Source organism: Eudoraea sp. (genome assembly GCF_039969275.1).
In the GTDB taxonomy this organism is placed as follows: Bacteria; Bacteroidota; Bacteroidia; order Flavobacteriales; family Flavobacteriaceae; genus Eudoraea.
The window spans coordinates 1-13,691 of sequence record NZ_JBDVOC010000005.1 but is presented as its reverse complement, the minus strand read 5'-3'; the positions used below and the strand labels follow the sequence as shown (position 1 = coordinate 13,691).

Annotated in this window: 12 protein-coding genes; 6 read left to right on the top strand and 6 right to left on the bottom strand. The window is 37.1% G+C overall.

The features are described 5' to 3' along the window. Nucleotides 1-418 precede the first annotated feature (418 nt). Nucleotides 419-805 carry a hypothetical protein gene (locus ABJH90_RS04105; RefSeq protein ID WP_348138087.1) on the bottom strand — a complete coding sequence of 129 codons (387 nt, stop codon included), beginning with the start codon at nt 803-805 and terminating at the stop codon, nt 419-421. A gap of 326 nt (nt 806-1,131) precedes the next feature. Here ABJH90_RS04105 and ABJH90_RS04100 point away from each other — a divergent pair, with 326 nt between their 5' ends. Then, nucleotides 1,132-2,799 carry an AMP-binding protein gene (locus ABJH90_RS04100; protein WP_348319505.1) on the top strand — a complete coding sequence of 556 codons (1,668 nt, stop codon included), beginning with the start codon at nt 1,132-1,134 and terminating at the stop codon, nt 2,797-2,799. A gap of 22 nt (nt 2,800-2,821) precedes the next feature. Beyond that, nucleotides 2,822-3,673, top strand: coding sequence for an SDR family oxidoreductase (locus ABJH90_RS04095; protein ID WP_348138083.1), 852 nt, complete (start codon nt 2,822-2,824; stop codon nt 3,671-3,673). Between the two features lie 561 nt (nt 3,674-4,234). On the opposite strand, the gene ABJH90_RS04090 is transcribed toward ABJH90_RS04095, so the two are convergent. Together ABJH90_RS04090 and ABJH90_RS04085 are read right to left on the bottom strand one after the other, a co-directional pair. Next, complete coding sequence (locus ABJH90_RS04090; RefSeq protein ID WP_348138081.1) at nt 4,235-4,672, bottom strand: universal stress protein; 438 nt, start codon at nt 4,670-4,672, stop codon at nt 4,235-4,237. A 368-nt stretch (nt 4,673-5,040) separates the two neighbouring features. Next, nucleotides 5,041-6,135: a family 10 glycosylhydrolase gene (locus tag ABJH90_RS04085; RefSeq protein ID WP_348138079.1), complete on the bottom strand. Its 1,095-nt coding sequence runs from the start codon at nt 6,133-6,135 to the stop codon at nt 5,041-5,043. Nucleotides 6,136-6,723: 588 nt separating this feature from the next. Here ABJH90_RS04085 and ABJH90_RS04080 point away from each other — a divergent pair. The 4 genes from ABJH90_RS04080 to ABJH90_RS04065 all read left to right on the top strand — a co-directional run bounded on the left by ABJH90_RS04080 (nt 6,724) and on the right by ABJH90_RS04065 (nt 11,200). Beyond that, on the top strand, nt 6,724-8,250 hold the full coding sequence (locus ABJH90_RS04080) for an alpha/beta hydrolase (protein WP_348138077.1): 1,527 nt from the start codon (nt 6,724-6,726) through the stop codon (nt 8,248-8,250). 244 nt (nt 8,251-8,494) lie between these two features. Then, complete coding sequence (locus ABJH90_RS04075) at nt 8,495-9,214, top strand: isoprenylcysteine carboxylmethyltransferase family protein (RefSeq protein ID WP_348138075.1); 720 nt, start codon at nt 8,495-8,497, stop codon at nt 9,212-9,214. A 227-nt stretch (nt 9,215-9,441) separates the two neighbouring features. Next, nucleotides 9,442-10,314 carry an alpha/beta hydrolase gene (locus ABJH90_RS04070; protein ID WP_348138073.1) on the top strand — a complete coding sequence of 291 codons (873 nt, stop codon included), beginning with the start codon at nt 9,442-9,444 and terminating at the stop codon, nt 10,312-10,314. A 334-nt stretch (nt 10,315-10,648) separates the two neighbouring features. Beyond that, complete coding sequence (locus tag ABJH90_RS04065) at nt 10,649-11,200, top strand: porin family protein (protein ID WP_348138071.1); 552 nt, start codon at nt 10,649-10,651, stop codon at nt 11,198-11,200. 97 nt (nt 11,201-11,297) lie between these two features. Here ABJH90_RS04065 and ABJH90_RS04060 read toward each other — a convergent pair whose 3' ends face one another. The 3 genes from ABJH90_RS04060 to ABJH90_RS04050 form a co-directional block, all read right to left on the bottom strand. Then, on the bottom strand, nt 11,298-11,579 hold the full coding sequence (locus ABJH90_RS04060; protein WP_348138069.1) for a hypothetical protein: 282 nt from the start codon (nt 11,577-11,579) through the stop codon (nt 11,298-11,300). A 221-nt stretch (nt 11,580-11,800) separates the two neighbouring features. After that, nucleotides 11,801-12,556 (bottom strand): DUF6090 family protein, encoded by a 756-nt coding sequence (locus ABJH90_RS04055; RefSeq protein ID WP_348138067.1) that lies wholly within the window; start codon nt 12,554-12,556, stop codon nt 11,801-11,803. Then, nucleotides 12,556-13,341, bottom strand: a complete 786-nt coding sequence (locus tag ABJH90_RS04050) for a DUF6090 family protein (protein ID WP_348138065.1) — start codon at nt 13,339-13,341, stop codon at nt 12,556-12,558. The genes ABJH90_RS04055 and ABJH90_RS04050 overlap by 1 nt, the downstream gene beginning before the upstream one ends. Between the last annotated feature and the right edge of the window lie 350 nt (nt 13,342-13,691).

Here is a 13,691-nt window from a genome sequence, read left to right as displayed (position 1 = left end):
GTTTTAAACCTGCCATGTTAGACTGACCCGAAAGTATAAATAGTTGCTTCCCTTCCTGTTTTGAGTTACAGGATGATATTATAAATGCTGTCAAACATATTATTAGGACATTCTGCAATTTCATTGGTGTGATCTTAGTATATTATAATTCAAATTTGCTGTAACCCCCACTTTTAATGAAGTATGACTTGTTGTCATCTACGAATTTTTCTAAAGAATTTGATCATTGGAAGTGGTTGGTAGTTCTTCCTAAGGTAATGAATTATTCGGGCATTCCTGTATGAAGATTACCCAAGAGTATTATGGAAAGATTGTGCAGAAAAGGGTAAGTGAGGAGATTAAGAGGATTTCAGAAATGTCGGGATAGAAGTAAGTTTCAAGGGAGGCCTCCATTGATACACATGAGTAGATATATTTATTATCCTGACCAATTTAATTCTGGTCCACCATAAGTTGCTTTGACAATAAGAAATATTATGCCAATTAATGCTGCCCCAATAAGCGTCCATGCCCACCAGGGGATTCCTCCGTTTTTCATTAATAAATTCGCTGCCTCTTCCGTATCGATTGGAAATTTAACATCCTCCCCTGGATTGTCTTTTACCCCATAGAACTGACCATCTTCATAGACAATGTACTTGTACTTGTAGGTGTCGTTATCAACCGTTATAATCTTGACCGCTTTTTCTGTGTTTGCTGCCTGTTCCAGGGTTACGGGGGTTTTATACGTAGCACAACTTTGAAAAAGGATTAATGCCGTAAAGAACAGTGCAATAATTTTGAACCATTTCTTGAGCGCTATCATACATAAATGTAGATTTTATTAAGTATGTCAATAGACGATCTATCAAGCATAAAGGTAGGTGACCCAGTCTGGGAAGTAAATGATTTGAATCATTAGGCTACTATGATAATTAATATACTATTGGATAATTTTATAAATTGTATTTGTCATCTAGAATAAAAGAATAGGGCATACAATTCGGGTACCTATAAAGTTGACGACTTGTCAATACACCGAACAGGAAATCTTTGGCTTCGAGAGTTTGAGCCCTGGTAGGGTATCTGATTACAATGACTTGCGTCATTGCTATCCCAGCTTTTGAATAATACCTTGACATTTAAAATATTATGCCTGATCAAATGTTAGAAAAACAAATTACTATACTTGACTATTTCTCAAAATGGGTCAGAGAAACTCCGGATGAAATATTCCTGACACAACCAAAAGGAAATACTGCTACTGACTATAATTGGAGGCAGGTAGAAAAAGAAGCTCTTTATATTGTCCGAACCCTTCAACATCACGGTTATACAAGAGGAGATAAAATCGCCTTGTTGTCCTCTAATTGCGCTGAATGGATCATATATGATATTGCCTTAATGATGGGTGGATATATTTCTGTTCCACTATATGCTAATGTCAATGCGCAGACTATGGCAGGCATCCTTGAGGATTCTGAGGCTTCATTGCTACTTCTGGGCAAAATTGAAAGAGAACACTGGGAATCTCAGAAACATTCCATTCCAAAGAATACAAAATCCGTTGCACTGCCAGGCAGTAATTGCAGTGGTATTATGGGTTGGCAAGACTATAAGTCCCCGGACAAAACTATCACTGAAACCATCATAAATCCCGATGATGTCCTGACTATTATTTATACTTCTGGCACCACCGGATCTCCTAAAGGTGTCGTCCACACACACAGATCAATCTTAAACGCTGTAATCACCGCTTCAGAAGAGGTTTTACTAAACAGAAAAGGAAACCGTTTTGTCTCCTACCTGCCACTCAGCCACGCTGCCGAAAGAGGATTGGTTGAAATGGGTTGCCTTTACTGCGGCGGACAAATATTTTTTGTTGAGTCGACTCATAATTTTCAAAAAAATATTAAGTCTGCAAGACCCACTCATTTTTTCGGAGTGCCAAGGATATGGGAGAAGTTCCAGACAGGCATTCTAAAGCAGGTATCACCAATAAAATTGAAGATACTCCTTAAAACACCACTTCTCGCAACATGGATCAAATATAGAATCAAGCAATCATTGGGTCTTGACAAAGCTCAGGTAATTCTCTCCGGTGCTGCACCCATTGCTCCAGAGCTACTTATTTGGTTCCAACAATTAGGTATTAACATCCGAGAGGCCTACGGTTTGTCAGAGAACTTTAATGTAATATCAATGAATCCTAAGGATGATATTCGGACAGGTACAGTGGGTAAACTATTTGAAAACCAGGATGTCTATATTGATCCTGAGACCAAGGAAATTAGACAGAAATGTAACTGGCTAATGAAAGGCTACCACAATAGACCTGAACTGACCAAAAAGGCTATTGTCAATGGATATCTTCACACAGGAGATATGGGTCATCTATCTGATGATGGATTCCTTTCAATCACGGGTAGGGTAAAAGATATTTTTAAAACTACCAAAGGTGAATATATTACCCCTGCTCCTATGGAAAGAGATTTTATGGAAATTGGAGCCGTAGATCAAGCTTGCGTAATGGGTTCGGAATATCCTCAACCATTTATCTTGATAGGCCTTTCAAAAATCGGAAAAACAAATACCAAAGAAACTATTCATGAATTAGAAAACGCGCTTACGTCCGTTAACAAAAATCTCATGGGTTATCAGAAACTAAAAAAAGTAATTGTGGTCAAGGAAGAATGGACCAATGAAAATGACCTTCTTACCCCAACATTGAAAATAAAGCGTAACCAATTGTTCCAGAAATACGAACCCATTATGAAAGAACTTTTCTATAAAGAAGAGCTTGTTTCCTGGGAAGTATAAGAGAACTTTATTAAAATACTTTATGAAGAAAAATGATCAACTCCCTTTTAAGGACAAAGTGGTATGGATTACCGGAGCTTCTTCTGGAATAGGAGAAGCCCTTTGCTATCAGTTTTCTAATTTAGGAGCAGATCTTATCATGTCTGCAAGACGGGAGGACAAATTAATTGAAGTAAATAGGAAGCTGCCCAGAAACCCTGGAAGCGCTAAAATCTTACCCATCGATCTCGAAAAATTAGAGGAGCTGCCAAAAAAGACAAATACTGCCCTTTCCTTTTACGGTAAAATTGACTATTTAATCAACAATGCTGGACTCTCGGTAAAGGATTTTGCAATGAACACAAATTTATCTATCGACCAAAAGTTAATGAACATTAATTACTTTGGTCCCATGGTTCTTACCAAAACTCTGCTTCCACATTTCCTTGAAAGAAATCAGGGACATTTAGTGGTAACCAGTAGTCTTTCGGGTAAATATGGTGTCCCTAAAATTGCTTCCTATGCCGCTTCTAAACACGCACTACACGGATTTTTTGAAACACTCAGAAGCGAAATATCAGGTAAGAACATCCCCATTACTATCATTATACCAGGTATTATCAAAACAGCTATCACAGCTCATGCCCTGACCGGATCTGGAGAACCCTTTGGGAAGATTGAACGAACATTTCAAACAGCGTATCCCGTAGAAAAGGCGGCCAAAAAAATTATTCGCGCTGTTTTAAGAGAGAAGGAGGAAGCATTTGTCGGAGGGACAGAAGGATTTACTCTTTACCTGAACAGGCTATCTCCCTGGTTGTTAAGAAGATTCATACGAAATCACCCTATCAAGAAACTACGAAAATTAAAGAATTATTTCGGATTTAAAGGTTAACCAGGAATTCAAGAAACAATTTTATTTTGTTCATTTTACCTTGATGTAAAACGAACCAAAACATCAAGAAGGTTTTAGGAAATTTTTGGTCCCGATAGTTCCTTCTCCATAGTATTACGAAGGAGAAGCTATCGGGACAAAACCATGGATGTTGCCTTCGCTTCATGCTCTTTTTCACGTTGTGAAACGCACTTACGCTGGCAACCCCATTATTTCTGAAAACCTTCTTTAAAGGGGATTAAGGTAGTATTCTGCTTTTTTATTCTATTGTTCCTCTCTGGTCCATTCGTTTAGTGAATGAACCCAGAGCACCCTCAGTAACGCAGTGAAGGCGGGCCTGTCCGTCCGTATCCGCCTTGAGCGGAGAAGGAGGACATGTCCTCCGAAGTAAAACGAAGGAGTAGGTAAGACCATTTATTCTATCACTTCTTCCTTGGTTACCCCTCTTTAGAGATTTAGGAAAAACATTTATACAAAAGAAATACCTCATCTAACTAACTGCTATTTATTTTTTGTAGCTAAAGCTATTACGATAATTGTATTGGGTAACCAGGTTCTACCCTATTCCAGGGGTATAATAATTAAGGGTATTTTGGATTTATTTATTAGTTGAGTGGATAGCTCTCCAATAAATGTTTTGTACAAGAGGCTATGATCCTTATGACCAATAATTAATAAATCAGCTTTTAATTTATTTGATTTATCAAGTATCATTTCTAAGGTAGGTCCTTGTATCAGAAGACTTTCAGCAATGTATCCGCCTTCTTCAAGTTTATCTTTGTATTCCTGGATTGATCTGTGCTTTTTTCTGAGTTCATTCGCCAGATTATCTCTAACACTTTGCGGACCTGCCTCATATCCCACAAAATCAGGATCAGGAGCTGTAATATGAAGAATCCAATATTTAGGATTAAAACAACTGGTCAGTTCGATTGCTTTTTCTAGTATTAATTTCTCTTTCTGATCAATTAAATCTATTGCAACAATAACATTTTTCATTTGTTCGTAATTTTTATAAAGGTATCACTGAGACAGCGTGTGGGCAATGATATGGATCAGGGAAGACTGTCTATTCCCGCACCTCTTTCTTGGTTACCACATTTAAGAAGGATAGTCATATAATGATGGCTCAGGCCTATTTACGAAATCAATAACGCTCTGTTACATAAGCGCAGCGATCTAACCCAGCCTGTCCGTCCGTATCCGCTTTGAGCGGAGAAGGAGGGCTTGCCCGTCCTCCGAAGTAAAACGAAGGAGTGGGTGGGACCACAAGATTACAAGTCCAGCTTATTTACTAAGTTGGACTTTTTATTTTTAATCCTATGGTCATAGGGGTTTTGGAAGATTTAGTAAGACTCCACGGATGCTTAGTTATTTGTATACACATTTTTCATCACTTCTGTTTTACCTTCATCTTCAGCTACGGCAGAAGTTGTAAACATCATCACGCCGCTAGATTTCCCTGCCAGTCCACCCTTCAGAACAGTTTCAAATTCCTTATTGGAAATGACACCTGGGTTATTATATGCCTGAACGATAGGCCATACTTTTGGATAAGAATCCTTTCTGATATTTAGTCGATTGCTAAACCATTGTATATTCTCTTTTACCCAATCGGGCTCTCTTCCCATTCTCCTATGGTATACCATAGGAGAAAATACATCGATAGTTTCTTTTAATAGATTATAGTCGAGTCCCAGTATGCGACGTCTTGCACTATTAAATTCCTGATCGTCCCATGGACAATGATAAAGTCCAAGGAGCGCCTCAGGTTTGATTTCCTTGATAATGCTTTTTATTTCATAGGTCCAATCATAAATCACCTTGCATCGCCAATTACGCCATGATTCATCATGGTTATTCAGTATCCATAGTGCCTTCTTTGAGGTAATTCCGTCCGGTATTTCGATTCCCGAATCTTTTGAGAAATTATCAAGACAATGATTACAAAAACACGTTTCGGGCAAGATGGGCTCAGGTTCTTCAAACTGTGCATGCCAATGCACATAGTCCATCCAAACACCATCCAGGTCATACTCCAAAAGTAAATCCCGTAGCTGGCCAAAACGATACTGACGGAAACCGGGTTCGGTAGGACAAACCCCCATAAACCAGGATGCAGCTTGCACTTTTTCACCTTTTTCATTGATCGCCCAGGCTTCAGGGTGCGTTTCTACATAATTTTTACCATTCAAGGTGGCAAATTCAGCAAATAACATTAATCCCTCAGATCTGGCCCTGTTAACCATTTCATGGTTGATCGATCCGCTGTGGACAAAAATAGCATTAACCCCAAGATCATTGAGATTTAATCCTTTATCCCAGAAAGGTTCGGGGTTTCCATAAACTCCCCTGATCTCAGCGGTTTCAGTAGATTTTTGCTCACAGGACATAAATAATAATGGACATAAAGTAGTATAAAGTAAAATGTATCTAAAACAGAATTTTATATTTGAATTCATCTTAATTTATGTTTAAGTATCAAATGCACAGGTATTAAGAATTATTATGAGGACAGCACCAGTATCTGTCAGGATGTTTGAGCTGCAACACCAAAGCTATTTTTTTGTTAGCTGAATTTTTATTTCACTCTTTGCATCTTTGTGATGAAATAATTTATGATTTTAAGCATTATGTTCCAGATCAGCAAAAGCTTAAACATTGGAAATTAGTAAAGGTAGAAATTGAAAACATTAGAAACTTAAAAAAAAATAAGGCATACAATTCGGAGCCCCATTAATTATCAAGGAGTTACAGAAATGTATCTCCTTTTTTCTTGCCTAATGTTTACAACTACGATTACAACCAAGTTTATTTTCGTCTCTTTTTAGTTCATATTTACGTAAAATGAATGTCGTCAGGTTTATGTATCCACTCTTATGATTTCAACCAAATTGAATTATGATAAGGGGATAAAGAACCCAAAAAGGAACCCTTATCCGGAAAGTTTTAGGGATATGTGAGTATATTAGTATGAATATAACAAGTTGGCTGCAACCTTAACAATTGGATTATGAAAATTATTCATATTAATAAAATAAGAGGCAATTATGGAACATAAAATAATTTATTTTAAAATAAGTATTTTATTTATTTTGAGCCTGACATTATCTGGATGTAAACAAGTTGTAAATGAAGAAATTGGTAAATTCAGGGAAGCTCAGTGCCCTTTTGACCTACCTGAAGGATTGGTATTAGGTGAAAACTTCAAGTTCGGTTATGTTACTGTACCTGAATTTCATAATAATCCGAATGGTAAAACTATTAAAGTAGCAGTTGCCATATTCCCGAGTACGAGCAACAACCCGGCTCCCCCTATAGTACTTAATACTGGCGGTCCAGGTGAATCTAATATGGATAATTTTATTCCTCCGCTTGCTGTGAGACATAGTGGCAGACTTGGAGAATTAATTTTGCCAAAAAGAGCTGCTATTGTAATTGAACTTCGAGGATTACGATATTCTAAGCCTAATTTGATATCAAACGAATTATTTAAAGCAAGATATGATATGATGGATAAAGACCTTAACTATGATGAAAAGCTTGCTATACAAACAAAAGCTCTTGAAGAAACTCGTGATCGCTTTAAAAAAGAAGGAGTTAATCTATCAGCGTTCAACAATGTTGAAACTGCCGCAGATATAGCTATGATTATGAGCAATCTTGGCTATGAAAAATTTAGCTTATTCGGTTCATCCGCCGGCACCCTTGTAGCACAACATGTTATTCGTGATTATCCTGATATGGTAAGTTGCGCAATTTTGAATGCTGGTGTACCAATAGGGACACCATTTGCTAATATGATTCCTGAAGTAATTAACTCGCTAAAAAGAATATTTAATAAATGTGAAAGCGATCCAGACTGTGCAAGTGCCTACCCTGATTTGGAAAATAAATTTTTAAATTTCATAGATTCCCTTAACAGTCATCCGGTTACAGTTCCTATTGCTGTTCCCGGAAAAGATGAAAAACTCAATTATGTGCTTGATGGACATCGATTTGCAAGCATGATTATGTTATATATGTATTTTAATCCTCAAGTACCTCTTTTAATTGATCAAATAATGTCTGGTGATTATAGTTTTATAAATCAAGTTGTAGGTATCCAATCCAGCATGAGTACTTTTGCCGACATTTTAGGATATTCCGTATTTTTAAGTGAGAGTAGTATTTTTACGCTTTCAGATATAAAAATTGATCCGGCTTATTCAACATTTGCAAAAGGTGTAACTTGTATGGGATTAGGAGGTGAATACTCTTTACTTTCTGATAAAGTTTTTAAAATATCCAAATTAGATCCAAAAATCGTTGAACCACAAGAATCATCTGATGTTCCGTTACTTGTATTGAATGGTGTATATGATCCGGTAATTCCTGTAAGCTTAGACGAAATATTAAAGAAGAGATTTAAAAACTGTTATGTTTATAGGTTTGATGGAGTTGCTCATTCACCAGTTGACTTTGCAGAAAAGTGCGCAATTGGAATGTTTTTCGAATTCTTAAACGACCCATCCAAGGCACCGGAAAGTTCATGTGTAGATGAATATCATCTTAAATTCCAAATAGATGATAAATGATAGCATTCCTAAGGCTAAACAGAGCCGAAATTTTTAAAGAGAACAGCAGCAGCCAACAATGCATCATAAAACATTTGGCCGATAGTGCTATTTTTAAACAAAGCAACAATTAATCAGCGGTGTATCGGCTTGATAGTTTGGTGTTTCAAAATGCCAAACGTTTCATATGCAAACCGTTATGTGCAATGTTTTGCTCAATTAATATTTGCAGTTAAAAATCAATAGCTCCTAATCAGTAATAAGCATGGCATCGAAGACAGTTGATCAGCATCCGTATGAAAAAGCAGGGGCACGTTTTTGGATAAGACTAATTCTTGCGTATTTACTGATGCCATTGGTTCTTCTAACAATCGGATGGGACTTAGCCTGGTGGCAGGGATGGTTGTATTCAGTATTGTTTCTGGTAATAGGAATAGGGTCACGGGTTTTAGCCGAAAAAAGGCACCCGGGATTAATGGCAGAACGGAGCAAATTCGGAAAAGATCAAAACGTAAAGCCTTGGGATAAGGTACTTGCTCCCTTAATGGCATTTAGCTTATCCTTTCCATTATTTATTGTAGCCGGTCTCGATCACCACTTTGGATGGTCGCCCGAATTTCCGATATGGCTCAACATACTTGGCTTCATACTGATCATACCCGGATATGCTTTTGCTTCATGGGCAATAATAGAGAACCGCTTCTTTTCATCCGTGACGCGGATTCAGATGGATCGTGGGCATATAGTATGTGACAGCGGCCCGTACCGAATCGTAAGACATCCAGGTTATGCCGGAAATATTCCTCCACTGGCGGGAATTGCTTTGGCCTTAGGGTCTGTCTGGACCCTTATTCCAGCGATAATAGCATTAATCATTGCCGTTATAAGAACCATTTTAGAGGACCAGACTTTACATCAAGAACTACCCGGATATCGCGAGTATGCAAACCACGTACGTTATCGATTGATTCCAAGAATATTCTGAGATGATTTTTCTTTGATGTTGGTGTTGTTAATTTCAATTAATAGAAAAGGTAAAAACACATAATAAAAAACGACTAAAATAACCAGCACATAACACCGTATATAAGCCATAAAACTGCTCATATACGAGGCCATTGGCGGCCAATTAAAAATGTATTCTGAGGTCAAAAAGATTTTTTAATGATTAACAAGTATTTCTATAATTAACTATTCACTTTTGAGATTATTATGAAACAAATTAATCCATTTTTAACCTATGCATTTATTGTATTATTCTTCTTCTTGATTAATGGTTGTAAAAGTGAAACAATAACAACTGTTAACTCACTTGATGGAGTAAGTATCAACTTTGATAATGAGGGTAATGGTGAACCTGTTATTATCCTGGTTCATGGTTGGTCAAACACTAAAAGTATCTGGAAAACTCAGGTATCACACTTTTCAAAAAAGTATCAGGTAATTGCTGTCGATCTTCCTGGTTTTGGTAAATCAGGAAATAATCGTAGTGAATGGACAATAGTATCTTATGGAGAGGACATATCCAGTATAATTCAACAGCTAAATCTTAAAAAAGTAGTGCTTGTGGGTTTTTCATTGGGAGCTCCGATTGTTATAGAAGCTGCTAATAAAGTGCCAGATCATGTTATCGGTGTAGTATTGGTTGATGCACTGCAAGAGATAGAAATGCAAATTCCTCCTCAAATGGCCCATTATCTTGACAGTGTGATGATGGATTTAGTTAATAATCCTACCAAGGAGAAAATGGTTGGAGGTGGATTCATTAAAAAGAATGTTGACTCATCTTTTAATCAAATTGTGTCATTTTTAGAGGGTGCTTCACACATTGGCTGGAGAGAATCTCTGGCAGGCTCTATAATATGGCAAAATGAACATTGCACACAATCGATCAAAGCCGTCAAGGCTCCGATTATTGCCATAAATTCTGATCTACAGCCCACAAACGTAGAAGCCTTTAGAAAGTATGTTCCTGCATTCAAAGCTAAAATTGTCGAAGATGTAGGACATTTAATAATGTGGGATAACCCCAAGGAGTTTAACTGGTTGCTGGAAGAGAGTATACAGGAGTTTATAAGGAAGTAATGGAAGATCATAGTGCGAATAATCTGTATTACGAAGATTTCGTTTCTATTTCAACTTTTCTTAACAAAAAGTATGATATGGAAATGAATGAACACTGGAATAATACTACATGGTGCCGACAAATTGATTATTTCTTATGATTTATATCATTCTTTTCAATGAGACTAACGTAGATGTATTCCAATTATAAAATGGAATCAGAAATACAATTGGAACAAGCTTAATTTATAAACATATGCATGTTCTGTCAGACAAAAAATAATTCACCTTTTATAATAATTGCGATGTTTTCCCGTTTGATTGGTTCATTAAATAAAAACTAAACATATTAATAATGAAAAATCTTTTAATTATTTTGATGTTATCAGGCGTTTTCGCATGGAATGCTCAGGGACAGGAATTGCATTTTGGCGTTAAGGCCGGTGCTAATTTTTCTAATCTGAAATTTTCATCTGATTTAGGAGATGTAACCCCAGATGGGGCCACCAGCTTTTATGTAGGTGGTTTGGCAGACATCGGGTTTTCTGAAAAATTTCATGTTCAGCCTGAAATTCTATATTCAATAGAAGGCGCTGAGGATGCCGATATCAGTTTTCTGAATATCCCTGTGATGCTGAAGTATTACATTATTGGAGGGTTAAACATTCAGGCAGGACCTCAAATAGGATTTATACTGGATGCCGAAGGGGGTACTGATGGTTTAAAATCTAGTAATTTTGGCGTTAACTTTGGCGCTGCCTATGAACTGGCCGGTGGCTTTTTCGTGGATGCGCGTTACAATCTGGGATTGTCTGACATATCAGATATCGAAGTAGATCCAATTTTTTCCGGGGATGTATCCTTAAAAACCAAAGGATTTCAATTAGGAGTGGGATACCGTTTTTAGTGAATTACTCCTATAATTTATACAAGCGAGGGCATTAGCCCTCGTTTTTTTTGTTCAAGTCCCTAATAGTCAAGAGATTTGGAAAAGTTTTATTGGATCAGGGGCGAAACTCAACCGGGGTGATCTTTATAATTTTGAAATCGCTTAGATCATTGCCCTGGATGTCTATAAATACATCCTCATTCTGGCCTTTTGCATTGGCCCTTTTGGCAAAATTGATTAATACCCGGATAATACCATCTTCATCCTTGCCTACCGTTGCCGAAATTTGGTAAATCTCAAAGTTTTTAGGGGCCGCTTCATGTTCCTGTATATATGCTTTTGTAGGTTCATGACTATCTATAAAGCGTATCGCATCTAGTAATGTCTGTGTTTTCATGTTGGGCCATTTAAATCATTTCATAGGGTATAAGATAGTGTAAAGTTCGCAAGCACCAAATCTCATCCCGATAGTTCCTTCTCCATAGTATTACGAAGGAGAAGCTATCGCGACCAAGTTCCAAATTTCAAAAGGTTATGAGTGTACTTTGGAATTTGGGTTTTGGAATTTTAATTTTTTGCTCCCCTTGACGCTCTGTCCCGTAAGAAGTTCATCAACTACTACTGCAGTTCTTTATCAATAAGTTGGTTAACTGTTTTAAGATCTTTTAAAAGGGCATTATAGGCATTTTGAATTTTCTTTAAGTTATAAAAGTGATCTTCTATTATATTTTCAGTTTCTAAGAGAATCAGTGCTTTACGATTATCATGTTGAAATGCCGATTTGGGCAGGTCTTCATTCAAACCGGTATATTTTCTATCGATCTTTACCAATGATATTTTATCATAAAAGTGGGGTAATACAATTGTTTTAAAGGTATGAAAGGTTGCAGCTTCGTAATCTGAAAGCCTATCTAATTTAGAATTCCATTCTAACAGCATATTTCGTAATGAATCCCCTTTGATGAGCTTTAAATTTCTGGATTCTAACAGCGAAAAGAATGCGGCTTTGTTTGGATCAAAAAGGGTTATTGATAGCCCTTCAAAAAACAGGCTATCTATAAATGTTTCATCTTTTAAGGCATAGTCGGGCCCCATATTTGCCAATAAATGAATAAGCGTACTTCGAACATGTTCTGCATCTTTGATTGCATATTTTATTTGCTCAATATTGATCTGATTCTCAACCTTAACTGCCTTGAGTATGAGTCTGAGATCTTGATTATTTATTCGGTCTTCATTCCAATTATTCACCTGTAATGCAATAAGAATCCCAATCACCACCAGCAAAATCTCCCCAACCGCATACAGCAGGTATTTGCTGAACTTGTTTTCAGTTAGTAATCTTTGTCTTATTTGGCGGAAGAAGCGGAGCATTACTTAAGGTTTTTCAGTTCGTTATCAATCTCAGTAATTAGGCCGCGAACTTCGTTCAACACACTTTGATTAAAATCAATCATAGCTTTACGAAATAAGGAACACTCATTGAGAATAAAAATAAATTCATTGTCCATCCGGGCTCCTTCCGGGTCTTGCAATTGGATAGCTTTTTTGTACAAATCATGATCATAGTAATCTTCCCCACCCGGGAATTTAAGCACGTAATCCGTGGAGTCGGGCATAACGGTAAAATACGCTTTAAAAAAAGGCAATTTTTTCTCGTATAAATCAAAAGACTTAAACTCATTGTGCATTTTGCTCAATGCGTTATAATAGAAATCGTAGAAGCGTGCTATATTCTTTCGAAGTGAATTGTTTTGAATTAAACCTACCTCATTGTTCTGCAGGTTTTCAAAGGTTGACCGATGAAGTGCTGTCCAGAGCGTTATCCCCAGGGCATCGGTCATATTAATATCGGTTATAGAGGTGCGATTTCCCAGCAGATACTCCAACAATTTTTCCTCCTCGCTATGGAATTTGCGATGATACTGCAGGTTAAAGCTAATATCCAGGGTATCGAGGAGGATATCCTCTCGTATATTATGTAGAAGCGTAATTTCACTTTCCACCAATTTCCGCTCTTCATTCCAATTATTCACCTGTAATGCTATCAGAATCCCAATCACCACCAGCAAAATCTCCCCAATCGCATACAGCAGGTATTTGCTGAACTTGTTTTCAGCCAAGAGGGATTGTCTGATTCGCCTGAAGAAATTATTCATAGTATTTGCTTTAAACGCCAGCGCGGCAGGCTGGCCCATTCACTAAAAACATTCACTGAATGTTTTTTTAACGCTCTGTCCTGGCGGAAGAAGCGGAGCATGAGTTAGTGGTTGCTCCTGTCAAGATAGGAAAATAATTGTCTTACCACGAATTATTGGACCATTCCGGTATTAAAATTACCCGGGAGTACTAAGGAAGATTATAGCCATCTTAAGTTTGTGATATCTTTATTACATTAATTAATATGAAAGAACAAAAGAGAGGATTAAGGTTAATATAGCCGTAGAGACTGTGATCTCGTCAACAATGATAATCCCCTCTCTTTTTCTACTTCAATTTCGTTCAGTTC

Bases quoted from the DNA above. Each gene is read 5' to 3' on its own strand.
- ABJH90_RS04105 (WP_348138087.1), bottom strand. From the start codon at position 805: ATGATAGCGCTCAAGAAATGGTTCAAAATTATTGCACTGTTCTTTACG.
- ABJH90_RS04100 (WP_348319505.1), top strand. From the start codon at position 1,132: ATGCCTGATCAAATGTTAGAAAAACAAATTACTATACTTGACTATTTC.
- ABJH90_RS04095 (WP_348138083.1), top strand. From the start codon at position 2,822: ATGAAGAAAAATGATCAACTCCCTTTTAAGGACAAAGTGGTATGGATT.
- ABJH90_RS04090 (WP_348138081.1), bottom strand. From the start codon at position 4,672: ATGAAAAATGTTATTGTTGCAATAGATTTAATTGATCAGAAAGAGAAA.
- ABJH90_RS04085 (WP_348138079.1), bottom strand. From the start codon at position 6,135: ATGAATTCAAATATAAAATTCTGTTTTAGATACATTTTACTTTATACT.
- ABJH90_RS04080 (WP_348138077.1), top strand. From the start codon at position 6,724: ATGGAACATAAAATAATTTATTTTAAAATAAGTATTTTATTTATTTTG.
- ABJH90_RS04075 (WP_348138075.1), top strand. From the start codon at position 8,495: ATGGCATCGAAGACAGTTGATCAGCATCCGTATGAAAAAGCAGGGGCA.
- ABJH90_RS04070 (WP_348138073.1), top strand. From the start codon at position 9,442: ATGAAACAAATTAATCCATTTTTAACCTATGCATTTATTGTATTATTC.
- ABJH90_RS04065 (WP_348138071.1), top strand. From the start codon at position 10,649: ATGAAAAATCTTTTAATTATTTTGATGTTATCAGGCGTTTTCGCATGG.
- ABJH90_RS04060 (WP_348138069.1), bottom strand. From the start codon at position 11,579: ATGAAAACACAGACATTACTAGATGCGATACGCTTTATAGATAGTCAT.
- ABJH90_RS04055 (WP_348138067.1), bottom strand. From the start codon at position 12,556: ATGCTCCGCTTCTTCCGCCAAATAAGACAAAGATTACTAACTGAAAAC.
- ABJH90_RS04050 (WP_348138065.1), bottom strand. From the start codon at position 13,341: ATGAATAATTTCTTCAGGCGAATCAGACAATCCCTCTTGGCTGAAAAC.